At 63.5% G+C, this 24983-nt stretch carries 23 protein-coding genes; 9 read left to right on the forward strand and 14 right to left on the reverse strand.

Translation table 11 applies throughout. From position 1 onward, the window contains the following. Positions 1 to 34: 34 nt before the first annotated feature. Together ACP7AX_RS02410 and ACP7AX_RS02415 are read right to left on the reverse strand one after the other, a co-directional pair. Positions 35 to 1351, reverse strand: a complete 1317-nt coding sequence (locus ACP7AX_RS02410; protein ID WP_426225260.1) for a peptidoglycan bridge formation glycyltransferase FemA/FemB family protein — start codon at positions 1349 to 1351, stop codon at positions 35 to 37. Between the two features lie 88 nt (positions 1352 to 1439). Beyond that, a complete protein-coding gene (locus ACP7AX_RS02415) occupies positions 1440 to 2513 on the reverse strand; it encodes a lipid II:glycine glycyltransferase FemX (RefSeq protein WP_426225261.1) in 1074 nt (357 codons plus the stop codon). Between the two features lie 247 nt (positions 2514 to 2760). On the opposite strand from ACP7AX_RS02415, the gene ACP7AX_RS02420 reads away from it, so the two are divergent. After that, positions 2761 to 3303 (forward strand): TspO/MBR family protein, encoded by a 543-nt coding sequence (locus tag ACP7AX_RS02420; RefSeq protein ID WP_426225262.1) that lies wholly within the window; start codon positions 2761 to 2763, stop codon positions 3301 to 3303. Positions 3304 to 3665: 362 nt separating this feature from the next. Here the strand turns inward: ACP7AX_RS02420 and gcvP are convergent, their stop codons facing one another. After that, positions 3666 to 6530, reverse strand: a complete 2865-nt coding sequence (gcvP, locus tag ACP7AX_RS02425; protein ID WP_426225263.1) for an aminomethyl-transferring glycine dehydrogenase — start codon at positions 6528 to 6530, stop codon at positions 3666 to 3668. 259 nt (positions 6531 to 6789) lie between these two features. Beyond that, entirely contained in the window at positions 6790 to 7269 is a 480-nt protein-coding gene (locus ACP7AX_RS02430) for a ferritin-like domain-containing protein (protein ID WP_131682402.1), read from the reverse strand. Between the two features lie 135 nt (positions 7270 to 7404). Between ACP7AX_RS02430 and ACP7AX_RS02435 the strand changes: the two genes are divergently transcribed. Beyond that, complete coding sequence (locus ACP7AX_RS02435) at positions 7405 to 7866, forward strand: DoxX family protein (RefSeq protein WP_426225264.1); 462 nt, start codon at positions 7405 to 7407, stop codon at positions 7864 to 7866. 117 nt (positions 7867 to 7983) lie between these two features. Here ACP7AX_RS02435 and ACP7AX_RS02440 read toward each other — a convergent pair whose 3' ends face one another. Then, entirely contained in the window at positions 7984 to 8532 is a 549-nt protein-coding gene (locus ACP7AX_RS02440) for an AMIN-like domain-containing (lipo)protein (RefSeq protein WP_426225265.1), read from the reverse strand. Positions 8533 to 8757: 225 nt separating this feature from the next. After that, positions 8758 to 9060: a DUF4193 domain-containing protein gene (locus ACP7AX_RS02445; RefSeq protein ID WP_108597886.1), complete on the reverse strand. Its 303-nt coding sequence runs from the start codon at positions 9058 to 9060 to the stop codon at positions 8758 to 8760. Positions 9061 to 9234: 174 nt separating this feature from the next. Here ACP7AX_RS02445 and ACP7AX_RS02450 point away from each other — a divergent pair, with 174 nt between their 5' ends. Together ACP7AX_RS02450 and ACP7AX_RS02455 are read left to right on the forward strand one after the other, a co-directional pair. Then, positions 9235 to 9582, forward strand: a complete 348-nt coding sequence (locus ACP7AX_RS02450; protein ID WP_426225266.1) for a hypothetical protein — start codon at positions 9235 to 9237, stop codon at positions 9580 to 9582. 12 nt (positions 9583 to 9594) lie between these two features. After that, positions 9595 to 11016, forward strand: coding sequence for an alkaline phosphatase PhoX (locus ACP7AX_RS02455; protein ID WP_426225267.1), 1422 nt, complete (start codon positions 9595 to 9597; stop codon positions 11014 to 11016). Between the two features lie 39 nt (positions 11017 to 11055). Here ACP7AX_RS02455 and ACP7AX_RS02460 read toward each other — a convergent pair whose 3' ends face one another. Next, positions 11056 to 11397, reverse strand: coding sequence for a hypothetical protein (locus ACP7AX_RS02460; protein WP_131682407.1), 342 nt, complete (start codon positions 11395 to 11397; stop codon positions 11056 to 11058). 114 nt (positions 11398 to 11511) lie between these two features. Further along, complete coding sequence (locus tag ACP7AX_RS02465) at positions 11512 to 12210, reverse strand: maleylpyruvate isomerase family mycothiol-dependent enzyme (protein ID WP_426225268.1); 699 nt, start codon at positions 12208 to 12210, stop codon at positions 11512 to 11514. 281 nt (positions 12211 to 12491) lie between these two features. Between ACP7AX_RS02465 and ACP7AX_RS02470 the strand changes: the two genes are divergently transcribed. The 4 genes from ACP7AX_RS02470 to catC all read left to right on the forward strand — a co-directional run bounded on the left by ACP7AX_RS02470 (position 12492) and on the right by catC (position 16358). Beyond that, the gene (locus ACP7AX_RS02470) at positions 12492 to 13877 is read left to right on the forward strand and encodes an MFS transporter (protein WP_131682409.1); all 1386 of its coding nucleotides are present in this window, start codon (positions 12492 to 12494) and stop codon (positions 13875 to 13877) included. Between the two features lie 132 nt (positions 13878 to 14009). Continuing rightward, positions 14010 to 14954 carry a LysR substrate-binding domain-containing protein gene (locus ACP7AX_RS02475; RefSeq protein WP_131682410.1) on the forward strand — a complete coding sequence of 315 codons (945 nt, stop codon included), beginning with the start codon at positions 14010 to 14012 and terminating at the stop codon, positions 14952 to 14954. Continuing rightward, positions 14951 to 16054 (forward strand): mandelate racemase/muconate lactonizing enzyme family protein, encoded by a 1104-nt coding sequence (locus ACP7AX_RS02480; protein WP_426225269.1) that lies wholly within the window; start codon positions 14951 to 14953, stop codon positions 16052 to 16054. Before ACP7AX_RS02475 ends, ACP7AX_RS02480 begins: the two co-directional genes overlap by 4 nt. 25 nt (positions 16055 to 16079) lie before the next feature. Beyond that, positions 16080 to 16358, forward strand: coding sequence for a muconolactone Delta-isomerase (gene catC / locus ACP7AX_RS02485; RefSeq protein ID WP_426225270.1), 279 nt, complete (start codon positions 16080 to 16082; stop codon positions 16356 to 16358). A gap of 42 nt (positions 16359 to 16400) precedes the next feature. Here the strand turns inward: catC and ACP7AX_RS02490 are convergent, their stop codons facing one another. From ACP7AX_RS02490 to benA, 6 genes are all read right to left on the reverse strand, one after another. Next, positions 16401 to 18251: a helix-turn-helix transcriptional regulator gene (locus tag ACP7AX_RS02490; RefSeq protein ID WP_426225271.1), complete on the reverse strand. Its 1851-nt coding sequence runs from the start codon at positions 18249 to 18251 to the stop codon at positions 16401 to 16403. Beyond that, positions 18217 to 19233, reverse strand: a complete 1017-nt coding sequence (locus tag ACP7AX_RS02495) for an AAA family ATPase (RefSeq protein ID WP_426225272.1) — start codon at positions 19231 to 19233, stop codon at positions 18217 to 18219. Before ACP7AX_RS02495 ends, ACP7AX_RS02490 begins: the two co-directional genes overlap by 35 nt. A 61-nt stretch (positions 19234 to 19294) precedes the next feature. After that, positions 19295 to 20122 carry a 1,6-dihydroxycyclohexa-2,4-diene-1-carboxylate dehydrogenase gene (locus ACP7AX_RS02500; RefSeq protein WP_131682414.1) on the reverse strand — a complete coding sequence of 276 codons (828 nt, stop codon included), beginning with the start codon at positions 20120 to 20122 and terminating at the stop codon, positions 19295 to 19297. Next, positions 20122 to 21693 (reverse strand): benzoate 1,2-dioxygenase electron transfer component BenC, encoded by a 1572-nt coding sequence (benC, locus tag ACP7AX_RS02505; protein ID WP_426225273.1) that lies wholly within the window; start codon positions 21691 to 21693, stop codon positions 20122 to 20124. The genes ACP7AX_RS02500 and benC overlap by 1 nt, the downstream gene beginning before the upstream one ends. A gap of 120 nt (positions 21694 to 21813) precedes the next feature. Continuing rightward, positions 21814 to 22350, reverse strand: a complete 537-nt coding sequence (gene benB, locus ACP7AX_RS02510) for a benzoate 1,2-dioxygenase small subunit (protein WP_426225274.1) — start codon at positions 22348 to 22350, stop codon at positions 21814 to 21816. A gap of 36 nt (positions 22351 to 22386) precedes the next feature. Further along, positions 22387 to 23769: a benzoate 1,2-dioxygenase large subunit gene (gene benA / locus ACP7AX_RS02515; RefSeq protein WP_426225275.1), complete on the reverse strand. Its 1383-nt coding sequence runs from the start codon at positions 23767 to 23769 to the stop codon at positions 22387 to 22389. A 262-nt stretch (positions 23770 to 24031) separates the two neighbouring features. Here benA and catA point away from each other — a divergent pair, with 262 nt between their 5' ends. After that, positions 24032 to 24916, forward strand: coding sequence for a catechol 1,2-dioxygenase (gene catA, locus ACP7AX_RS02520; protein WP_426225276.1), 885 nt, complete (start codon positions 24032 to 24034; stop codon positions 24914 to 24916). Positions 24917 to 24983: the final 67 nt, after the last annotated feature.

Consider the following 24983-nt stretch of genomic DNA (forward strand, 5'->3'; position numbering starts at 1 on the left):
GGTGTTTCGTGGGTTACGTCTGGTGTTTCGCGCGTTACGCCGTGCGTTTGATGGGCAGTTTGCCCAGCAGGATCCGGGCCGCGGCGATGGCTTCCCGGGCCAGGCGGTTGGCCTGGTAAAAGACCGGCCGTACCGGCATCACAAAGTCGCCCACCAGTTGGACCACGTCCCCGCCGAAGCCCTTCTTGAATTCGTAGCCGCCATGGCCTTCTTCGTCCTGGCCCTGGATCCCGAAGGTGCCGTAGAAGTTGTAGCGCGAGTAGCCCTTTTCCAGCGCGTGGAGCATCATCCCCCAGTACAGCGAGGTGGCGCCGTTGAAGTAGATGTAGTCCTGCTTGGTGCCGCCGATCACACACGTGACTTCGTCGCCGAAGCACACGAAATGGATGGCAGCTACGGTGGCCACGCCCACCGAATCCGGGAACCGCTCGATGTCCTTAAGGCTGCGCTCGTAACTGTCCACGAGGTCCTGGACCACCTTGAGGCGGTTGGCCTTCTTCTTGCTGCCGGTCTCTTCGACCTCCCGGCGCAGTTCGGCTGCGGAGGCGGACTCTGCTTCCAGCCGTTCGGTGATGGACTTCCGGTAGGCGGGGATGTCGATCTTGGCCATCATGAGTTTGGTGAACTCGGCCGAGGTGGTCCGCAGGAGCTGTTCGTAGTATTCGCGCTCCCGGTAGATGAAGCCCTTCTCATCCCCGGCGGTGCTCAGCGCGCCGTAGAACTCATCGAGGGTCTCGAGTGTGGCCTGTTCCAGGAACACGCCGTTCTTCTCAGCCTTCCGGATCGCTTTCCGGGTCCGGTAGCTGGTGCCCATGATGAGCTCTTCGGCGTCCTGGATGCCGTCCAGTTTCTTGATGAACATCCAATTGACGTTGGCGAAGTTCATGTCCGAGCCCTGGTGTGCCAGGCCGAGCCTGCCCAACTCCACCACCAGCGGCCTGTTATCAGCGATTTCCGGGTGTTCGGCGCCATCCTCATCGCGGGCAATAAACGGCAGGTTGGGGGAAATCCGCAGTTCCGCGGCCTTGCGGTCCGCTGCGCGTCCCTTGAGAAGTCCGACGACGTCACTGACCAGGGCGGAGTCCGTGTAGTCCATGAGGGGGCCCTTGGCGCACTCGCACACGCGGTAGCCAAGCCGGTTGGTGGTGTAGTTCAGCTTGCCGGCGGCGACGAGCTCGCCGTCGCGCTTTACACCGAACAGTTCCACGTCCTGGCCGCGGGCGCGCTGGAAGCGGGTGAAGTCGGCGGACTGGATGAAGCTGTTTTGCGGGTGGCTGACGGAGAAGGTCTCGAACTCGGCATCGCTCAGGACGCCGAACTGGAGCCCGGTTCCGGCTTTGGTGGGATTCACGGAAGTAACCTCATCTATCGCTGTGCTGCCGGTTGGGGCAGGCGCGGGCGTTGGTGGTGGGAATGGCCTGGGTGGACTGGGTGCGCTGTCAGTAGAACTGACGGCCAGTGCGGGCGGTTTCAAGCCGCCGGAAGATCCGTTCAGCACCCTTGACCCACAAGGTGTGCCTGACCGGAGCCAGCACGTAGTCGTAGCAGCCAACGAAATCCGTGACCGTCTTGGTGAAGCTCGTTTTGAACATGCCCATGCCGTAAAGGGAATGGGTTTTGTCCTTGATCTGGCCGGCGGGAGGCGTTCCGCAGAAGTCGTATTGGGTGCAGCCCAGTTCCTGCATCCGCCGGATCGCCGCCCACTGGACCAGGTGCGAATCGCCGTACTGTTTACGGTTCTGGGTTGAGCCACCGTCCTTGTAGGTGGCTTTGGACCCGTAGTTGATCACAAAGGCGCCCACGCTCGGTTTGCCGTCCTCGTAGACGAAGAAGAAGCTGCCCTGGCCGCGGTTGCAGAATTCGTCCCAGAACCGCGTGTAATACTCCAGGCTGCGCAACGGCATGGAGCCCTTGGCGTTGACGGTGTCCGCCATCAGGTCATAGAGGGCACGGTATGTTTCCGGGCCTTGCGGCTGCTGCACCACTTCACAGCCTTCCCGCTCGGCGCGGCGGATCGCATTGCGTGCGCGGGACGAGATGGCGCGGAGCACATGGCTCTCCGGAGCCGAGATGTCCAGCAGCGCCGTGGAGTCGTTGGACTGGATGTTGGGGGCCTTCACCAGGCCGGCCGCGGTGAGCTGCGCCTGGACCTCCGGGGAGGTGACGATATCGGGTTCGACCTTGATGGTGAACACGTTGAGTTTCCGGCTCCGGGCAAGGGCGGCGCAGGCCTTCAGGGCCGGCGTGAGATCGTCCACAGCACTGAGGTCCGGTCCCTTGATCAGGTACCAGAGACGGCCCAGGGCAGGGAACTTCTTCTCCAGGACCAGGTTGTAGCTGGCCGTCCCGGTGGACTCCAGGACCAGGAAGCGGGCGCTCCAGCCAGTGCCGTTTTTCACCGACGCGTAAGCGGCCGATTGCAGCATGTTGCCGCCATTGGGGTTGGCCGTCACGTGCTTGTCCCAGTTCTCAATTTCTTCGGCTGTGGCAAAGCGGGCGGTGAATTCTCGCAAGGGGGCCGTGTCCAATCTGAGGGGTTTGGGCGCTGTTCTGGAGGCGTGGCTGCGGGCGGACATATAGCCTCAAGTCTAAAGCCTGATCCGCCCCGGGCTTTCCAGCCGGATGCCCTGCGCCTCCCGGCCCTGGCCTTGAACGGGCGCTGCCTGGAACCAGTCCTGCCTGGTCCCTGTCTGAACCAGGCCTGTCTGGGCCCCGCCGGGCTGCCTTGACTCCTGGTGTGCGCTTCGCAAGGGTTGAGGCATGCAGGTGCACCCAGAGAAGTCCGCTTCAGAACAAGCAAGCCGGAAAGCGTTCTCGCCGGGCGTGCAGGCCGCTGGCCTGGCAGGTTTCCTTGGCGCCTCGGCTCTGGTGGCCTGGCTGGGCGCCTTTGCCACGGTGAGCAATGTGGACGGCTGGTACGTCACCGCGGACAAGGCACCCTGGTCTCCGCCCAACTGGGTTTTCGGCCCGGTCTGGACCCTCCTGTACACGGCCATGGCGGTGGCGGCGTGGCTCGTGTGGCGCAGCCGGTCTGGACAGTCCACGCGTGCCCTGATCGCGTACGGCATCCAGCTGCTCCTCAATCTCGCCTGGACGCCGGTGTTCTTCGGCCTCTATCCGTTGCTGGGAACAGCTGCACTCTGGATCGCTTTGGCCATCATCGCGGCCCTGATCGTCTCGGTGACGGTCACGGTCCTCTACTTCGGTCCCATCAGCCGCACAGCGGGACTGCTTCTGCTGCCCTACATCTCATGGCTGGTATTCGCCGCAAGCCTCAACATCTGGGCTGCCTTCCACAACTGAGGGGCTCCGCGCGCAACTGGTAGGTAACAGGGTGCCGCCGAACGCATCTTCCCCCAAGCAGGACGCTCTCTCATTTAATGCGCGTTTTCGGCAGACGCTCTCTCACTCCTGACCTCCAAACATGAGGCAACGCACAGCGCCCGAGGTCGCGCTGGACTGAATTACTCCACAGGGAAGCCTCGGTGACGGCGGATGCGCCGATCGCGGACGGCCCGGACCCACAGGAGCGACGACGAGCGCCGTCCGAGTCCCTGCATCAAGTGAAAGAGCGTCTAGGTCAAACTTCGCATGAGGTGAGAGAGCGATCGTCAAAAACGCACATTAAGTGAGAGAGCGTCGAGTGGGCGCTGGGGTGCCGATCCCTAGTTTTCGAAGTCTGAGAGCGGCGGGCAGGAGCAGATGAGGTTGCGGTCTCCGGCGGCGCCGTCGATCCGGCCCACGGGCGGGAAGTATTTGTCCTGCTTGAGGGAGGCCAGCGGGAACGCTGCTTGCTCGCGGGGGTAGTCCCGGGTCCAGTCGGAGCTCACGACGGCGGCTGCCGTGTGGGGTGCGTGGCGCAGCGGGGAATTGGTGACGGTGAAGTCGCCGTTGGCGACCTGGTCGATTTCCTTGCGGATGCTGATCATCGCCTCGATGAACCTATCGATCTCGGCCAGGTCCTCGGACTCTGTCGGCTCCACCATCAGCGTCCCCGCAACAGGGAAGGCCAAGGTGGGGGCGTGGAACCCGTAATCGATCAGGCGCTTGGCCACGTCCTCGGCCGTGACCCCGGTCTTCGCGGTGAGGTCGCGGAGGTCCAGGATGCACTCGTGCGCCACCAGCCCGCCCTCGCCGGTGTACAGGACCGGGAAGTACTCGTTCAGCCGTGCCGCCACATAGTTCGCCGCGAGCAGCGCGGACTTGGTCGCCTCGGTCAAGCCCTCGGCGCCCATCAGCTTCACATAGGCCCAGGAGATCGGCAGGACCCCGGCCGAGCCGTAGTTCGACGCGCTGATCGCGACTCCGTGGCCGTCCTGGTGGGCTGCCTTGTTCGCATCGCCGGGCATGAACGGGGCCAGGTGGGCTTTGGCCGCGACCGGGCCCACGCCCGGGCCGCCGCCGCCGTGCGGGATGCAGAAGGTCTTGTGCAGGTTCAGGTGCGAAACGTCCCCGCCGAACTTGCCCGGCTGCGCCAACCCGACCAGGGCGTTCAGGTTCGCCCCGTCCACGTAGACCTGGCCGCCCGCGGCGTGGACAGCGTCGCAGATCTCGGTCACGTCCGCGTCGAATACGCCGTGGGTGGAGGGGTAGGTGATCATGATCGAGGACAGGGCATCCTTGTGCGCCTCGATCTTCGCGTACAAATCAGTGTGGTCGATGGACCCGTCAGCGGCGGTGGCCACGACGACGACCTTCATGCCCGCCAGGACGGCGGAGGCGGCATTGGTGCCGTGCGCCGAGGCCGGGATCAGGCACACGTTCCGCTGGGTATCACCGTTGGCGTGGTGGTAGCCGCGGATCGCCAGCAGGCCCGCGAGTTCGCCCTGGGAGCCGGCGTTGGGCTGCAGCGAGACCTGGTCGTAGCCGGTGATCTCGGCCAGATCGTTCTCAAGCCCGGTGATCAGTTCGCGCCAGCCCGCCGTCTGGGAGTCCGGGGCGAACGGGTGGATCGAGGCGAACTCCGGCCAGGAAATGGCTTCCATCTCCGCGGTCGCGTTCAGCTTCATCGTGCACGAACCCAGCGGGATCATGGTCCGGTCCAGGGCCAGGTCCCGGTCACTCAGCCGGCGGATGTAACGCAGCAGCTGCGTCTCGGACCGGTGGGTGTTGAACACCGGGTGCTGCAGGTAATCGGAGGTGCGGAGCACTGCGGCATCGAAATTGAAGGCGGAGCCGGTGCCGGCCGTCACGTCGACCAGCGATGCGCCAAACGCCGCCACGACGTCGGCAACAATCCCTGCTGTTGTTGTCTCGTCTGCGGAGACCCCCACCGTGTCTTCGTCGATGCTGCGGAGGTTGATCCCCTTGGCAGCCGCCGCCGACACTATGGCAGCAGCTTTCCCCGGCGCAGAGACGGACACCGTATCGAAGAAGCCTGTGTGCAGCACGTCCAGGCCCGCAGCGTTGAGCGAGGCGGCGATCGATACTGCGTGGTTGTGGACGCGTTCGGCGATCGCCTTCAGGCCGTCCGGGCCGTGGTAGACCGCGTAGAAGGAGGAGACGATGGCCAGCAGCGCCTGGGCGGTGCAGATGTTCGAGGTCGCCTTCTCCCGGCGGATGTGCTGCTCACGCGTCTGCAGCGCCAGGCGGTAGGCGGGGACACCGGCGTCGTCCTTGGACACACCCACCAGGCGGCCAGGCATCGACCGCTCCAGTCCCTTTGCCACGGCCATGTAGGCAGCGTGCGGGCCGCCGAAGAACAACGGCACCCCGAAACGCTGCGTCGAACCCACCGCAATGTCAGCGCCTTGCTCCCCCGGAGGGGTGATCAGCGTCAGCGCCAACAGGTCAGCGGCCACCGTGACAAGCGCGCCGCGTTCCTTCGCCGCTGCGATGACCTCCGCGTGGTTGAACACCCGGCCCGAAACGCCAGGCTGCTGCAGGACGATGCCGTTGATGACACCCTCAGGCAGGCCCAGGGACAGGTCAGCGACCTCCACCTCGAAACCCAGCGCCTCGGCCCGACCCTTCACGATCGCGATGGTCTGCGGCATCACATCGGCATCCAGCACGGTCTTGCCGTCATGCGCTGCTTTGTTCTTGTTCGCACGGCGCATCATCAGTACGGCCTCGGCCACCGCGGTGGCTTCATCCAGCAGGGACGCGTTCGCGATCGGCAGGCCCACCAGGTCCTGCACCATGGTCTGGAAATTCAGCAACGCCTCGAGCCGGCCCTGGCTGATTTCGGGCTGGTACGGGGTGTAGGCGGTGTACCAGGCCGGAGCCTCCAGGACGTTCCGGCGGATCACCGCAGGAGTGACGGTGTCGTAGTAGCCCTGGCCGATCATCTGCACAGCCGTCTTGTTCTTGCCCGCGAGCTTCCGCAGCTCCGCCAGGACCTCAACCTCACTGAGGGCGTCCTTAAGCGCAAGCGGCTTGGCCTGCCGGATGGACTCCGGAACGGCCGTATCAACCAGCGAGTCGACGGAGTCGCAGCCGACGGCTTTGAGCATGGTGTCGATGTCGGTTTGGCGGCGGGCACCGATATGCCGGTCAACGAAGGCAGCAGAGGCAGAATTTACACTCACAAGGAACTCCATTTTCGGCCCGAGGGCTTCCTGGGGAGGATTTGCTCTACGGCATATTCAAAGGTAATTGACGGCTGACTTTGTGCATGGCCAATCACACCGGCACAACGGCCAATTCTCCTATGGCGCGGGGAATCGGGCAAATAACGGCGCTGCCGGGACCGCTGGAAGTGCGCGTTCGGCGGCAGTCCGTGCCGCCGTCGTACTCTCTGAGCTCATGCTCCGAAGAGTTCCGACAGCGGCCCCGAACCGCAGTGAGTTACTTCGAGTCCGGCGCAGTGACGCTGGCGGAGGCCTTCATGGTCTCCGCATTAACCATCCAGGCATACTGCTCCAGCTTGGCGATGAATTCGTGCAGCAGGTCAGCGGTGGTGGGATCTTCTTCATCCACCTCGTCGTGGACCTTGCGCATGGTTCCCACCGCAGCTTCGAGGGCAGCAACGATCCGCTCGATGGCGTCCTTGGTGTTGATGAGGCCCTCGGGGAACTTGGCCAGGCTGGTGGACTCGGCAACGGTGGAGCTGCGGCCATCCGGCAGCGCGTGCAGGGCGCGCATTCGCTCTGCCATATCGTCGGCAAACTGCCGGGCAGCGTCCACGATTTCATCCAGCTGCAGGTGAAGGTCCCGGAAGTTGGTGCCCACAATGTTCCAATGGGCCTGCTTGCCTTGGATATGCAGCTCAATCAGATCAGCAAGAACAGCCTGCAGATTGTTGGTCAGGGTAGGTGTTGCTTTCATGAATCCTCCTCGATTGGTCCAGTACTGCCGACGCTATCAGCCCCACGTGCGCGAGGGATGGGGAGAGCAACGGATTTCTCAGTGAGCTTACTAATTCGGCCAGGCCAGGGTCGGATCGCATGTTACTTTTCAGTAATGACAAGCACCAGGACAACGCTGACCAAGCTCCTCACCCGCCCCGCCGGGAAGGTTTCGGTGCCGCGGCTGATTGCCGCAGTGGCGTTGGGCGGTTCGCTGATCTTTGCCGGAGTCAGCCACCTGACCGTTGCACGGCAGGAATTCCAGGCGCAGGTACCCCCGTGGTTCCCCCTGGATAAGGACTTCGTGGTCCTGGCCTCCGGGGTCGCGGAGATCAGCCTCGGTGCCGCCTTGATCGGCCTGCGCAAGCGCCGCGTCCCTGTGGGACTGTGCACGGCGGCGTTTTTCGTCCTGATCTTTCCCGGGAACATCTCCCAGTACGCCACCCAGACCGACGGGTTCGGCCTGAACACGGACCGGGCCCGGCTGGTGCGGCTGTTCTTCCAGCCTGTGCTGGTGGTGTGGGCGCTGTGGTCAACCGGAGCGTGGAAGGAATTGCGCGCGGCGCTGCGCAAATAGCGTCTCCGCCTCACGTCGCGGGCGGAGCAAAGCGGTGCCTGCCGGAAAAATCTCCCGGCAGGCACCGCTGTTGGTTCCTGTTCCTATCTCAACGGCCGTCCGTCAGCGAGCGGGTTGTCACCAGAAGTGCGCGACATCCACCACCAGGCGGGATCCTGAGCCCGGCCCGTCCAAGGTGAACACCCGGAACGGAAGCCGGGCGCGAACGCCCAGTCCGAGGCTGGTGTAGCCTTCAAAGCTGCCTGCCCAGGCCACCTGCCGGAAGGTCTGGTAGCCCGAAACGTTGGTTACCTCAGCCCTGTTTTTCGGCTCGTACGTTCCCCGTCCAGAATCGTCATAGGCCGGTGCGTTCACAGTGACCTGGAGGAACGCGCTGCCCCGCAGCGGAACAGTGAAACCCGAACCGTCCTGGACAACTTTCGGCACATACCGGACCGTGTAGCCATCCACTGAACCGTTGAGGTCCACCACCATCCGGTCGAAGCAGTAGTGCTGCCCCGTCCTGACGTTGGTGACCGTTGCGGCGCTCATGTCCCTGTCGGTTTTGGCCTGGGATCCCCATACGAGCCCGCAATAGGATGTGGTTGCCGAGGCGGGCCCCGGAGCCACGAACCCTAATCCGACAGCCATCAAAATGACCGCCAGCCACGTATGAAACTTCTTCATTGTGGGCCACCCTTCGAGTGATTTGGTAGCTCCAGCGTAGGAGTTTCAAGCGCTCTTATTAAGGGCTGTTGCCGCTTCGGCGCGGAACCGTTAAGGAGGGGTATTTTCCGGTCACGCTGACGTAATTCAGCAGCATTCTTCGGGGCCGTTGAAACATGATTAATGCCGAATCTGCACCCCGCCGTTATGCATCATAACGACGCCGGACCAGGCTTTCGGGAGGCGTTAGCCTTCGCACTCGATGCAGTACTTCATGCCGTTTTTTTCGCGTGCAACCTGGGACCGGTGGCGGACCAGGAAGCAGGAGGAGCAGGTGAACTCATCGGACTGCTCGGGGACAACAACCACCGTCAGCTCTTCGCCTGAAAGATCGGCACCGGGCAGGTCAATTCCCTCGGCGGTGTCGTTCTCCTCGACGTCAATGACCGCGGTCTGGGCATTGCTACCGCGGGAGGCCTGCAGAGCCTCCAGCGACTCGGCGGAAGACTCGTCGTCGGTCTTGCGTGGAGCGTCGTAATCGGTTGCCATGGCGTAGTTCACTTTCGTTGCTGCGCGGCACCATTTCAGCACCTCAGTGAAGCAGTTTAGGGCATACTGCAGCCACTTAGGCAATAGTGTGGGGAACCAGACCGATTACGTCAGTGCTGCCCGGGTTTACGCTGGGAAGGCAAGCAAACCACGTTGTGGCCCCGGGGAGGCAGCATGGCCGTCAAACTCAACCACAAAGCACTGACGCACGCGCGCAAGCTGATAAAAAACGGAAAAGTTGAGCGTGATGTCCGCGATGACTGGAGCGAGCACGCGCCCTCTACGGACGACGAGAATGCGTTCATCGAAAAGCACGGCTTCGCTGAATTTGCACAATGGCATCTGGGCCGGGACGGCGACGAGTCCGACGGCACAAAAGGCAGTGTCAGTTTTCCGTTCGGGGACTTCAAAAAAGTCCACCGGTGCGCTGTTGTTTCTCTGGAAAGCCGGGCCGGCCAACACGGGCACGACGAAATCCGCGATGCCGCCAAGAAATTGCTTGAACTCATGGATTCGGACTGAGGAGCACGCTTAATGTCCACCCTCCCTTCGCGCCGCAACGTCCTTGGGGCCGGCGCCAGCGCAGCCGCCCTGGGCTTTGTGTTCGGAGTGGCCGGCAGCCTCGCGCCCTTCGCGCGCCCCGCCAGCACCGCGATGCGGAACGCCCTCGGTTACGGGACGCTGGTTCCGGATCCCAACGGCATCCTCGCGCTGCCCGGAGGGTTCTCCTACCGGATCCTGGCACGTTCCGGGGAGACGGCCACAGCTGAGGGAGTTCACCCCTCGGACCCCGACGGGATCGGCGTTTTCGCGGGCCCCGACGGTGGTTCCGTGCTTGTCTGCAACCACGAAAACGGGGGTACCGAGCCCTTCCCGGTTCCCGTCGTCGAGGGCCTCACGTATGACCCCGGAGCAACCGGAGGAACGTCCACCATCGTGGTGGATGCCGATGGCAACCGCGTGGGACAGTACACCTCAGTTGCCGGCACCAACAACAACTGCGCCGGCGGAATCTCACCCTGGGGCACCTGGCTCACCTGCGAGGAAACCGAAGCACGGGCAGGGACCGGCACCAACACCAAGGACCACGGCTATGTCTTCGAGGTGGACCCCACCAGCCGCGAGGCCAACGTCGGCCGCTCCGCCATCCCGCTTAAGTTCCTGGGCCGCTACTCCCACGAGGCGGTCGCCGTCGACCCCGCCACCAGCCAGATCTACCTCACCGAAGACGCCGGCAACCCCAACGGTCTCTACCTCCGCTGGACGCCGCCTTCAGGGTTCAATCCCGGTAAGGGCTCGCTGCGGAGCCTGGCGCAGGCGAGCGGTGGCGACGTCGCCGGCAAGCTGCAGGCCATGAAGGCTTTCCACGGCTCCACCCACGTCAAAGACCTCTCCGAGGCCACGTCGGTGGGCACCCGTTACAAGGTTCAATGGGTGGATGTGCCGGACCGTGACGCCCGCACCACCTCAGTCCGAATGCAGTTTTCCAGCGATGAGATCACCCGAGCCCACAAACTGGAGGGCCAGTGGTGGGGCGACGGCGGCGCGTACTTCGTCTCGAGCTTCGCCCGCACCGCTGATGGTTCAGTCAGCGACCACGACGGCCAGGTCTGGCACTACAACCCCGGTACCGGCGCGATCACGCTGACCACCATCTTCGGCGTCAACGCGGCACCGGATCAGGACGGAGCTTTTGACGGCCCCGACAACATCACGGTGGCACCGCAGGGCGGGCTGATCGTAGCCGAGGATGGTCGCGGCTCTACCCACCTGGTCGGGGTGACAAGCGAGGGCATGTCCTACCCGCTGGCCAGGAACGAGTACAACGACTCCGAGTTCTGCGGCCCGGCTTTCAGCATGGACGGAAAGTGGCTCTTCGCCAACATCCAGTCCCCCGGCTTCACGCTGGCGATCACCGGGCCCTGGACCCGCCCTTCCAACGCCTCCGCCAGCTGAGATTCAGTCCATCTTGCTGCAACCCGGGGTATCCCCGTTTCAACGGTCGGTGTGTACGCCTTCCTTGACCCACAGAGTGTCGCCCTCTACCCGGTCGAGCTCATCCGAGGCCAGGTAAGCGTGGCCGGCGAACAGCCCGGGCTTATCGACTTTGACGTAGCCGATTCGCAGCAGCCTCTCCGCGGTGTGGTGGGACAGCTTGGACGCCTCCGCGAACTCGTTGATCACCGTGCCGACGAGGCCTCCTGTCTTAGGGTCGACCTGTCCATCCGAAGTCACGGCCTCAGGATCACCCATCTTCAGGTCCTCGACCTTGCCGAGCTTCTTCCCGTCCGGCGCTACCACGTGCATTCCTTCACGCACCTGCTCCATGACCGACATGACGTTCTCCTTTGCATACAACGCTGGATGCAAAAACCAGTCTAGGCCTCGCCAGGAGCCAGATATAGAGGCCGCCAAGTCCGCCACGGAAAGGGGGCAGAGGAGCCTGTCAGTTCACCAGGACGGGAGAACCGGGAGCGGTCCGTCAGCATCCACATGTTCGGCATCTCCGCGGGCCAGCCACTGTAGCAGGCCTTCGCGGTCGGATGCCACGCGCAGGCTGCCGTCGCCGATCACCCACTCGTCCCGTTCTTCGGTTACCAGGGTCATACCCGGAGCCCCCTTGGCACGCAGCGACCGAACTGCGGATTCAAGGGCATTCAGGAGCGAATCCGGGTCGGCTTCCTCAATGGTCCAGGCAGTGGCGAGGTCATGGTGATGCACCACTACCTCGGCTATGCGGAGGGCCACAATGGATGTGGCGGGGACCGCCTTGCCGCCCACTTGCACCTCTTGGGCCACGAGTTCCCCGTTGAGCCGCTGGGCCTGCTCTGCAAAGTCCAGGGCGGACGTCCGCAGCTCGCCAATGAGCTCCTCCCGTGGCAGTGCTGCCAAGGCGGCGATCTCTTGGGTGCGGACCTCGCTTGAGGCGTAAAGGGGACGTTCTTCGCCCGAGGTTGCCCAGTCGATGAGCCTTACCAGTGCGTGGCCGTTGGAGGCGAGGTGCGCGATGATGTCGGCCCGCGTCCACCCCTCACACAGCGAGGGAGCGCTCATTTCGTCATCGGCAAGGGACTCGACGGTGGCGAGCAACATGTCCGTCTCCCTGCCGAGGCGGGACAGATCCGAGTGGAGGCGCGATGGGTTGATCATGGTGTCAGCCTACCTACGAGCCGCAACCCGAACCACTGTTCGCGGACCGCTGTTCCATACCCAAATCGTCTGGACTGAGACGGGATCGATCTGCGGACACGACTTCCCTAACCGCCGGTTTGAGAGCCCCAGCATATGAATGACCCCCGGGCCGAAAGCCGGGTATTCCCCTCATATGGCTTGCGTCACACGTCTGTCAGGCTGGAGGCACTCGGAGGACGGCCCCTCGGATCCTCCCGGTGCCGCAGGCCTCCACTTCGCTCTGAAAGGACTTGGAGACCATGTCACAACCGCATGCTGTCATAGCCGAAAATCCGAAAAAGGAGGCGCGCACGGCAAACTGGGTCGCCTTCATCATCTGCACGGCCCTCCTGTTTGACGGGTACGACCTCGTCATTTACGGCACAGTCCTTCCGGGGCTGCTGGCGGACCCTGGCCAGATCGGCGCATTTGATGCTGTCGCCGCCGGCCTTCTTGGCTCCTGGGCACTCATCGGAGTGCTTGTGGGCTCACTGATCTGCGGCGCCATCGGTGACTTTTTCGGCCGGCGGCGTCTGATGCTGCTGGGCATCGCCTGGTTCTCCGTCGGTATGTTCGTTACAGCATTTGCCACCACCGTCCCTGCCTTCGGTGCCCTGCGGTTTATCACCGGGCTCGGCCTGGGAGTCGTAATCGCAACGGCCGGCGCCACGATGGCTGAATTCGCCCCCGCGGGAAGACGGCAGTTCTACAACGCGATTGTGTATTCCGGGGTCCCGGCCGGCGGTGTCATGGCATCGATCCTGGGCATCCTGTTCCTCAACAGCATCGGCTGGCGCGGGCTGTTCATTCTTGGCTCACTCCCCCTGGTCATCCTGCTGCCTATCGCCTGGTTCAAGCTCCCGGAATCGCCGCGGTGGCTGCTGTCCCGGGGCCGTGAACAGGAGGCCCTGGCCGCCGCGCAACGCACCGGTGTCCCCCTCATCGAAGAGCGGGTCATCCTGGAGGTCGGTGCCGCTCCGCAGAAGACCGGCTTTGCAGCCGTTTTTTCCCCACAGTTCGCCGTTGCATCTGTCCTGCTGGCCCTGATGTCCTTCTCAGGCCTCTTGCTGACATACGGACTCAACACCTGGCTCCCCAAAATCATGGAAGGCTACGGCTACGGGCGGACATATTCCCTTTTCTTCCCTCTCGCCCTGAACCTTGGGGCAGTGGCGGGCGGATTGCTCGCGTCCCGGCTGGCGGATAAGAGCGGACCCCAGCGGGTCATCGCCGCGACCTTCGCGCTGGCGACCATTTCCCTGGCACTCATGACCTTCAGCTTCCCGTTGCCGCTGCTTTTCGCCTTCATTGCCCTTGCAGGCGTGGGCACACTGGGCACCCAGGTACTGATTTACGGTTTCCAGTCGAACTACTTCACCACTAACGCCCGGGCAGCCGGCGTTGCATGGTGCGCCAGCGTGGGTCGCCTGGGCGGGGTTCTTGGCCCGATCATAGGCGGTTGGCTGGCAGCTGCCGGCATCGGCGGATCCACGGCTTTTTACATCTACGGGGCAGTGGCACTCTTCGGCGCTGTGGTCACAGTCCTGGTACCACGCCAGAGGAAGCTGGAAGAGGCCGAGCACAAAATCGAGGAGATCGCCGATGGACGGGCAGAGGAAAGCACCGCTTCAAAGGTACTCATGTAAGCCCTCCGCAGCCTACGAGGCGTGATTGCGTCACCTGAATAGCCTAGTCAGGCTTATTATGGTTATTATTCGAATCAATCACGCGCCTGAGGCAGAATCGTCGGGGCCGGTTAGCTGAAGGACGGCCCTACGTTGGACATCCGCCAACTGAATTACTTCATCGCGGTTGCTGAGGAGCGGCATTTTGGCCGCGCGGCCAAGCGCCTTCATATGGCCCAACCACCTCTCTCGCAGCAGATCCGCCAACTGGAAGAGCAGATTGGAGTCCAGCTGTTCAACCGCACCACCCGCAGAGTTGACCTCACGGCAGCGGGCCAACTCCTGCTGGACCGGGGACGGCAGATTGTCAATGACGTGGCGACACTCCAGGCCGACGTTTATCAGGTGGGAAAGGGCGCAACCGGAGTTTTGCGTGTCGGCTTCTCGGGCTCGGCAACCTATGGCGTCATGCCTCAGGTCGCCCGCCTTGCCAAACAGCTCCTGCCTGGCCTGTCCCTGGCCCTGCACGGCGAAATGCTCACGCCGTCCATGGAAGCGGGCTTGCGGAACGGTACTCTGGATGCCGCCTTGCTGCGGCCCCCGGTCGCGGCGGAAGACATCGACTACCGGACTGTGGCACAAGAGCCGCTCGTCGTCGCGCTTCCCTCGTTCAGTGCACTGGCCGTGGATCAGCCCGTGGCGATACACGAACTGCAGGACCAGGACTTCATCGCCTACCCGCCCGAGTCGGTGCTCTACCGCACCACCGCAGATCTGTGCCGCCAGGCCGGTTTCCAACCACGCATCAGCCAGGTGGTTGGGGAGACCTCGACGATGCTGGCATTTGTAGCCGCAGGGAGCGGGGTGGCTGTCATGCCGTCCAGCGTGCAGGCCTTCCAGCTTGACGGTGTGGCCTACCGCGAACTTGAAAACGTCCCGGAGGTGGAGCTCGCTGTCGCCTGGATGCGCGGGCACCACTCGGCGCTGCTCAAAAACTTTCTGGACGTCGTCGTCACCGCAACTGCGGGACCTGCGGTGTCCGCCCCTGCCCACGGCCCCGTGCCGTTGCCCACTGATGAAAGGCTTTCACGCATATGAAGATCGCAGCCATTGAGGCGATTCCCTACTCGATCCCTTATCTTCATCCCCTGCATTTCGCCTCCGGTTCCGTCCACGAGGCAGATCACGTGCTGATCAGGCTCCGGACCGACGACGGCGTGGTGGGAACCGCTGATACCCCGCCGCGCCCCTACACCTACGGTGAGACGCAGAAGTCGATCGTGGCAGTGGTGGAAGACATTTTCGCTCCGCAGCTGGTCGGCGTCGACATTTTTGACCGCGAAAAGGTCCAGTCAGTCCTGCACCGGACCATTCACAACCAGACGGCCAAAGGCGCGGTGGACATCGCCCTTTGGGACGTCATCGGCAAGACCCTCGGGCAGCCGGTGACAAAGCTGCTGGGCGGCTACACCGATTCGCTCAGGGTCTCCCATATGCTCGGCTTCAAGCCTGCCCAGGAGTTGCTCGCCTTGGCGCTGGAGTTCCGTGGGACCTATGGCATCAACACATTCAAGCTCAAAACCGGCCGCCGTCCCCTCAGCCTCGACATTGAAGCTGCACGGGTACTCCGGGAAGGCCTCGGCGAGGACGCTGAGCTGTACATGGACGCAAACCGCGGATGGTCTGCCAATGAGGCAGCCGAAGTGCTGCGCCGCACGGCGGAGCTGGGGCTGCAGTTCCTGGAGGAGCCCGACGACGCCCGCGAAGTCCTCGGCCGACGTCGCCTCGTGACGAACTCCCCCATCCCCATCGCCGCGGATGAATCTGCTGCCAACCTGGGCGAGGCGGCACGGGAAATCCTGACCGGCGGCGCGAACCTCCTGGCGGTGAAGACGGCCCGGTCCGGTTTCACGGAGGCGGCGAAAATTGTTGGCATGGCCGAGGGGATGGGCATTGACGTCTACATCGGCAACCAGATCGACACCCAGGTGGGCACGGTGGCCTCGGTGGTTTTCGGCGCCGCCTTCGCCCATTCCGCCAAGCGTGCAGCGGAACTGTCCAACTACCTCGACATGGCCGACGACCTCCTGGCCCAGCCCTTGGTCATCACCGGCGGACGCATCCGTGTTCCCGAGGGCCCTGGGGTGGGCACCGCAGTTGATGAAGAAAAGCTCTCGCACTACCGCACCGACCGCTAGCAATCTCCCTACCGAAAGGACATTCATGAAGTACCTGGTCCATATGGACGTAAACCTGCCCGCAGACCTTCCGGCAGCTGAAGCCGCAGAGATCAAGGCCACGGAAAAGGCCTACTCGCAGGAGCTGCAGCGCTCGGGCAAGTGGCCGGAGATCTGGCGGGTGGTGGGTGAATACGCCAACTACTCGATCTTCGACGTCGATTCGAACGACGAACTCCACGAGATCCTGCAGAATCTGCCGCTGTTCCCTTACATGGAAATCTCCGTGGTCCCGCTTGCGAAGCACCCCTCCGACATCAAGTAACCAGCGGCGCTAGGGGCCTCCCGATCGGGCCGTGTTCCGGGGTCAGTCCTTGGCCCGGAACACGGCCGCGAGCTCGCTGCGGGAGCGGATTCCCATTTTCCGGTAAAGCCGGGTCAGGTGGTATTGCACGGTCTTTTCTGCGAGGAACAGGGTCCTGGCCGCTTCTTTGTTGGTGGCGCCGCCCGCTACCAGTTCGGCCACGGCGCGTTCCTGTGCTGTGAGTTGGAGGTGGTGGTCGCTGACCGCCATCAACACGGGGTCTGCAGGGTCTGGCAGGTTCCCGACATCGAGCCCTGTTGCCTTGAGCTCCCGGTCGCAGCGTTCAACGTAGGTGGCCGCGCCCAGGGAGTCGTAGAGGTCCCGGGCGGCCCGCAGGACCGACGAGGCCAGCCGCCGTTTGCCCGCCCTTCGCATGCTTTGGCCGAACGCGAAGCTGACCCGGGCCCGCAGATATGGCCGGTTGATCCCCCTGAGGTGTCCTAAGGACGCCTCGAAATGCTCCCTGACAGTGTCGGGGTCTCCCTGGGCAGCCACCAGCCTGCCCCTTGCCCAGGCCATCCGCGCCATATCCGAGGGTACTTCCCGCTCGCGCGGCACGCGCTCGAACGCCGTGAGGAACGAGTCGGCGGCGTCCAGCTGGTCAGTCATGACCAGGGCGTTGACGTAAGTGTCCTGCCAAGGCCAGAAGGACACCCGGTTCTCGGTCCACGGGTCCAGCTCCGTCAGCGGCTGCAGGACAGCCAAAGCCCCCTCATAATCCGCCCTCGCCTCGTGGAAGCGCGCACGGGCAAGGGTGGCCGGCACCTGCATGGCACGGTACGTTCCGGGCTGCACAGCCGCCTGCGACACGTAGTAGCGGGCCCGGTCCCAGTCGCCCCGCATGGACCAGAGCTCCGCTGCAGTCCAATAAAGAAGCGGGCGGATCAGCGGCATGCGCGAAGTCTCAAGGCGCACGGAAGCGCGTGCCACAGTGGCGGCTGCTGCATCCCAGTTGCCGAGCACCAGGTGGGTGCGGGCCAGCCAGGCCTCGGCCCACAGCGAAATCCGCATCGAGCCGCCCCGGTATTCAGTAGGGGCCGCCGACTCGAAGTTCGCCAGCGCTGTCTCAACGTTGTCAAGGCGCAAGGCCAACCAGCCCGCACCCATTTGGACCCGTTGTTTCTGGGCGTTCTCGGAAGCATGTTCGAAAGCCCGGTGATAAGAGGCTTCCGCCGCGGAAACCCGGCCCTGTGCATAGAGGCCCAGGCCGTAGATGGCCTCTGACTCAATGTGGGCCGGGGTCCCCGGCTGAGTAAGTTCCATGGCCCGTTCCGCCCAGGTGGTAATGGCTGGCCCGTCCCACGAGGCCACACCGTGCAGGACAAAGCGCTGCGCCACCTGGGCTGCGGCCGCTGGATCACGCTGCGGATTGGAGGTGCGCCACGCCATCTCCAACTGCATCTGCGCGCTGTCGTTCTGTCCCGAAGCGGTGGAGAGGTATCCCAGGACGGAGGAGCGGAGCGGCGAGGCCGGCAGCGCGTCCACGGCCGCCGTCCACATCTGGGCCTGCGCAATGTTGCCCGAACCCACCAGGGCATCCACCGCCCTCAGGAGCCTGTCGTTCCGGGAACGAAGGTCCTGGGAAAGCCGGGACGCGGAGAACAAGGCTGTTGATGCGTCCTGCCACGCTCCAACGGTGGCTTGGTCTCGGGCAAATTGCTCAAGCTCCCCGGCCAGGTCCTCGTCCGCGCCGGGTGTGGCGGACACCCGGTGGCCCGACCGCTCACCCTCGGGCTCCACAGCCTCAGCGGCAAGCCGATGAAGCGCAATACGCCGGCTGGGAGCGATCTGTTCGTAGATCGCGGCGCCGGTGCCGGGTTCAAAGAAAACGACGGGCGGATCGCGCCTGGTCAACACGCAACCCCAACAGCCCGGCACGGTGCCCCTCATCGAGTGCCTCCATGATGGCTTCCATTCCGCTGACCCGGGAAACCTCTGCCAAACTTGTGGCGCGTCCAAGGACTGACGCTGCCTCCGCGACAGCGACCAGCCCCGGGGACGATGCCGCCAGGACGCTTCGAACCCTGGCGCGGACGCGGGACGTTGGAGGCAGCGAGGGAAACCATGTCTGCCAGGTTTCCGCCGGCAGCTCACGCAGCAGCTCGACGATCGGTTGAGCGATTCCTCGCGTGTGCTGGACCAGGCCGTGTGCCGCCGTCGCGCTGAGGTCCAGGCCGAGCATCCTCCGCGCGAGGTCCTGAACCTGGTGCGGGGTTAACGGATCCAGCGGAATACTGGCGACTTGGTGGCCAGTCAGGAAGTCCAGCACACCGCTGGGAACACGCAGGGCGTCATCGGGGTTAAGGGTGAGCAGGAACAGAACCCTTTTTCCGTACAGCCTGCGCATGACGAAAGTAAGGATGCGCAGGCTCTCAACATCAAGTTTGTGGACGTCGTCGATGGCGACGACTACGCTGCCGTGGGCCTGCAGTGCTTCGAGGTGGGTGCTGAGGGTGGAAGCGTAATTCACGACCTGGGCAGCCGTGAGAGCCGGAACGGGGCCCGCGGGCAGCGCAGGGCCGCCGTCGTAATCCTTTGCCGAGCGCAGCGGCGAGGTGAGCATGAGCTGGGAGTAACCGGCCAGCGGAAACTGCGCCTCCCATTCGTCGCCCATGGCGGACAGCACCCGGACACCACGGGCCACGGTGCGGCAGTGCTCAAGGAAGAGCTCCAGCACGGCGGTCTTCCCGGAACCTGACGGGCCCGTGATCACTACTGCCCCTACTTTGCCCTTACGGACCGTGCGGAGAACTTCCAGCAGCTCCTCAAAGACCCCTGCCCGGCCGACGAAAGGAAGACCCTCCGCACTGTCGCCTTGCATGGACCCCGCCGTCATGGCCGCAACTTTACCGGAGTCAGCCGGCCGGACCTGACGGCCGGCATCCCTTCACAGCGCCTCAGCCCAGGTCCCCGCCGGCAACCGGAAGGATGGTTCCGGTCAGGTATGACGCCTCATCTGAGCCGAGGAAGACGATGGGGGCGGCCTGTTCATCCAAAGACCCATAGCGCTTGAAAATCGAGGACTCGACGGTTTGGTCAACGATCACCTGATACCAGGCCTTCTCCACGGTGGTTTCCGCCTCCGGGCCGCGCTTGACCTTGCGGGCCGGGGCCTCGGTTCCACCGGGGGCTGTCGCCACCACGCGGATGCCGCGTCCTCCCACCTCCATCGCCAGTGATTGAGTCAAGGCGTTGACTCCACCCTTCGCCGCCGCATACGGCACGCGGTTCATCCCGCGGGTGGCTACTGACGAAACGTTGACGATGGTGCCGGAGCCCTGCTGCAGCATGGCCGGCAGGACCGCCCGGCAGGTCCAGAGGGTGGGAAAGAGCGAGCGCCGGATCTCTTTCTCGATCTTGTCCTCGTCGTACTCTTCATACGGGCGGGCCCAGATGGTGCCGCCCACGTTGTTAACGAGCACATCCACGCGGCCGTGGGCGGCCAGTGCCGCGTCCACCGCTTGCTGTGCTCCTGCGAAGGTCTCCAGGTCCGCGGTCACGGAGATGGCGGACCCACCTGAACCGGAAACCTTTGCCGCCTCCTGTATCCCGCCCGCCACCTCATGGACCAACTCGGCACGGTCAACGAGGACGACGGCGCCGCCCTCGGCGCCAATGCGCTCGGCCACCTTCTGGCCGATGCCCTGGGCGGAGCCGGTCACAAGAGCTACCTTGCCGGCGTACCGGCCCGGCGTGATGAACTGTCCTGCGTATGGCTGCGTCATCAGTGGCCGGCTTTGGCGTCGATGGCGACGGCCATGGTTTCCTTGGCATCGTGAGCATGGGCCATGATGACCTCGCGGACCCGCGCTTTGTCCTGGCGCTCGAAGGCATCGACGATATCGAGATGATCCTGGTTGACCCGCTCGAAAATGCGGGTTCCCGTTTCGAAGGCCGCCGCCATTTGCGCGTGGACGTCCAGCCGGCGGTAGGACTCGAGCAGCATGGGGTTGTCGCAGACCATGAAGAGGTATTCGTGGAACTCCTCATTGGTCCGCGCGAACTCCTCCGGTTCCTGGATGGTGCCGGCATTGACAGAGCTCTGGGTAGCTTCGGCGAGCCGGCGGAACTGCTGCAGTTGTTCATCGCTCAGGCGGCCCAGCATCAGCTCGCTTACGGCAAGCTCCAGGCCCATCCGCGCGTCGAGCTGGGCGAAGCTGTCCTCCTTCCGGAAATCCAGCCAGCCGGTCTCCAAAGACGAAACGGCCTCGCTGCGGCTCATCGAGTCGCCTTCTGCCGCGATCTTCTCGGCCGGTGCCGGCGCACCTGTTTCCGCGTCACCGCCAGTGGTTTCCTTGGGGGCAAAGCGCTCGAAGTAGAAGTTGGCGGGCTTGATGCCCTCGGAGTCCAGCCATTTCGACACAGCGTTCACCATGGGAGGCGGACCGCACAAGTAGATGTCGACGTCGCCGTCGTTCAGGTGCTTCGGCTGGATGATTTGAGTGACATAGCCAGTGTGCGGTGCGGATGTGCCGGGTTCGGAGGCAATGTAGTCCCACGTAAATTCGGGCAGCTTCGCTTCATAGCCCCGCAGCCACTCGAGGCCGACGATGTCAGCCTCGCGCGTCAGTCCGTAGATCAGGTGGACAGGTATCGACGCCGGGGTTTCAGAGAGCTTCTCGAGGATGGACATAAGCGGGGCCAGGCCGGTACCGCCTGCCAGAAGCAGCAGGGGCCGCTTGGGCTCACGCAGGAAGAAGGATCCGTACGGGCCGGTGAACTCGATGGTGTCGCCCACGGCCGCCCGGTCACGCAGATACTCGGACATCGCACCCTGTGGTGTCACCCTCACCATGAAGGAGGAATCCTGGACCTCAGGGCCGCTGCTGAACGAATAGGAACGCTCCGCATCGGTTCCGGGGACCTTGATATTGACGTACTGGCCCGGCAGGAAGGCCAGCGCATCCCGGTTTTCCACTTCCAGAGTGAAGGAGACGGTGGATTCCGAGTGCTTGTTGAGTTCCTTCACGGTTGAGGTGAAGGTGGTGGCTCCCGTTTTCGCCGATTCGGACGTGGCGGGGATTTGAATGGCGAGATCCGATTCGGGAACCGCCTGGCAGGTCAGCAGGTAGCCCTTTTCGAGCTCGTCCTCTGTCATCGCATCGTCAATGTAGTCACCCGGGTCGAAGGAGCCGGAGTCGCAGAAGGCCTTGCAGGTGCCGCAGGCACCGTCACGGCAGTCCGAGGGAATGTTGATCCGCGCTTTATACGCGGCGTCCATCACGGTCTCGTAGTCACCGACCTTGATGACTTTGGTGACGCCGTCTTCGAAGCTGAGGGCAACTTTGTGGCCCATGGTTTCCTCCTGGTTGGGGCCGCGTCGATGCGGCCCGGAAAGTGCAGATATGCCCTGGGGCACGTGTTTGGAGACGTCCAAGGCCGGTGCCGGACACATGCCGGCACCGGCGCGGGGCCGTCAGATCATGTAGACGTCCACTACGTGGTGGATGTAGTCGTTCTTGAGGACGACCTTCTTTTTCATGATGACCGGCTCGGCGCCGGCGAGGTCGATCGTGTAATAGCTGGTGCCGAAGTACGTGTCCGTGGTGTTATACCGGAAGTACAGGGTGAACCAGTTGAAGCGCACCTTCACCTGGTCGCCGTCGTGCTCCATGATTTCGACGTCGGTGATGTTGTGCCCGGTGCGGGGCTCCGGGAGGGACGTGGCCGAGGACCGGTCCGTCTTGATCCGGAAAACGCGGTCCTCAATGCCGCCGCGGTTGTCATAGTAAATGAGCGAAATCTCGTTCTGCGGGTCCCCGGTCAGCCGGTCATCGACGTTCCATGCAGGCATCCAGAACTCCGAGTGCGGGTGGTAGCACTGGAGCCACTCATCGAACTGGCGGTCATCCAGCAGGCGGGCCTCCTTGTACAGGAAGGCACGGACGGTTTCGAGGGTCGCGATCTCCTCGGCGCTCTTGAGCGCGGCAGCGGGCTTTGTCAGGTTGGTCATGGCGAATGCACTCTCTCTGGTTCGAGCTGGTCTGGGTCAGGCGGTGACGGGGACGGCGTCCAGGGCGGAAAGCTCTTGCTCCGCCAGGGCCCGATCCATCACTTCCTTCCAGTACCCGTGCTGGATCGGGTAGAGCCCCTCGTCCTCGGTTCGCACCCCGGAAGCGATGACCCTGGTCATCCCCAGTGCCTTGGCCTGCTCGTCAGGGCCCGCTATCTCGTGGGTGGATCCGCGGGTCATGTCGTTCCAGGGCGCCGAGGTGGCCCAGTAGGTTTTGTTGCAGGACCGGAACTCCTCGAGGTCGTCCGGTGTGGCCATGCCTGTGGCGTTGAAGAAATCCTCGTACTGGCGGATGCGCTTGGACCGGTTCTCCTGGGATTCGCCCTTGGGGGCGATGCAGTAGATGGTCACCTCGGTTTGGTCCGCGGAGATGGGACGGAAGTGGCGGATCTGCGAGGAGAACTGGTCCATGATGTAGACGTTCGGGTACAGGCAGAGGTTCCGCGAAATGTTGATCATGAAGTTGGCCATCTCCTCGCCATACTTGGCAACGAGCTCCTCGCGGCGGTCCCACAGGGGGCGGTCCTCCGGGTTTGTCCATTCCTGCCACAGCAGCAGGTGTCCATGGTCGTAGGAGTAGAAGCCGCCCTTGACCTTGCCCCATTTGCCGGCGTCCATGGCCTTGGTCTTGTTCGCGGAGTCGCCGGCCGTGCGGCGTGCCGTGGTGGCGGCGTAATTCCAGTGCACTGCGGTGACGTGGTAGCCGTCGGCGCCGTTTTCCGCCTGCACCTTCCAATTGCCGTCGTAGGTGTACGTAGACGCGCCGCGCAGCACCTCCAATCCCTCCGGGGACTGGTCCACGATGGAGTCGATCACCTTGGTGGCGTCACCCAGGTGCTCTTCGAGCGGGAGAACGTCAGCCTTCAATGAGCCAAAGAGGAAGCCCCGGTAGGACTCGAACCGGGCAACCTTGGTGAGGTCGTGGGACCCTTCTTTGTTGAAGGATTCCGGGTAGCCGGCATTGCGGGAGTCTTTGACCTTGAGCAGTTCACCGGAATTCTTGAACGTCCAGCCGTGGAACGGGCAGGTGAACGTGGTGCGGTTGTCCGTCTTGCGGCGGCACAGCATCGCGCCGCGGTGCGAGCATGCGTTGACGATGCAGTTGAGGTTTTCGTCCTTGTCCCGGGTGATCATCACAGGAGTGCGGCCGATGTTGGTGGTGAAGTAGTCCCCCACATTGGGAATCTGGGATTCGTGGGCGAGGTAAACCCAGTTGCCCTCGAAGATGTGCTTCATCTCCAATTCGAAGATCTCTTCATCTGTGAAAATCTCGCGCTTGGCCCGGATGATGCCGTTCTCACGGTCGTCGATCACGGCGTCGGCAAGGACCTCGCGGACATGGTTCATGTTTTCGCTCATGGCTGCTCCTTCATTGGTGAGTGCTGGACGGATGGGCTGGGTGGTCCCGCAAGCGCGCGGTCATGCCCAGGAGTTTGTCAGCCAAGTCTTGCTTACCGTGATAGCTCTCACATCAGGTAAATACCTAGGTTCGACCAAGGGTGCCTTTATGTCGCCTTTTTGACAGAAAACCAGCTAAATCGATATTTGTAGCGTCCTTATTTGAGATCTACGATGAACAGACATCCCCCCCCAATATTCAAAGAGGAGTTTGGACATCACCATGACCGAGACCCAAGCAGACACCCGCAAAGAAGACGAGGGCACTGCAGTCGAAGCCGGCTCCAAAGCCACTGAGCGCTTCACTGCCTCCGGCAAGCTCTCGCACCTGGATGTGTCCAAGGAACGAGTGAGCCTGCTCGCGGGTGCGCTCATCAAGGCTGCCAACGACATCGTCGTCGAACACCAGGTCACCTACGAGGAGTACAACGCGCTCAAAGCCTGGCTCATCAAGGTAGGAACGGACGGGGAATGGCCGCTGTTCCTCGACGTGTGGCTGGAACACACCGTGGAGGACGTCAACTCCCAGGACCGCCCCGGCACCGTGGGCACCATCGAGGGACCCTATTATGTGCCGGGCTCACCGGTGCTGCAGACCCCGGGCACCGTCGAAATGCGTGAGGACGAGGAGGGCACTCCGCTGCACTTCAGCGGCCGCTTCACCGATACGGACGGCAACCCCATCCAGAACGCCCAAGTGGAGATCTGGCACGCCGACAGTGCCGGGTTCTACTCCCAGTACGCCCCGGGTCTGCCGGACTGGCTCTTCCGGGCCACGGTCAAGGCGGACGACGACGGCCGCTTCGTCATCAACACGATGCGCCCTGCGCCGTACCAGATCCCCACAGACGGGGCCTGCGGACAGCTGATCAGCGCTGCAGGCTGGCACGCATGGCGCCCGGCGCACATCCATATCAAGGTCTCCGCGCCGGGATTCCAGCCCGTTACCCAGCAGCTGTACTTCCCGGGCGACCCGCACAACACGGATGACATCGCGTCGGCAGTCAAGCCCGAGCTTATGCTCGACCCCAAGCCCCGCACCGACGGTGGGGCAGGCGAAGAAGTGGTCTACGACTACGTCCTCGCCAAGGAAGGCCAGCACAAGTAGGAACCACAGCTGGGAATCGTTGCCGGCGCCCGGCCCGGTACTGAAGGCGCCCTGGAGTGCAAACTCC

Source organism: Pseudarthrobacter sp. DSP2-3-2b1, assembly GCF_049895945.1.
In the GTDB taxonomy this organism is placed as follows: Bacteria; Actinomycetota; Actinomycetes; order Actinomycetales; family Micrococcaceae; genus Arthrobacter.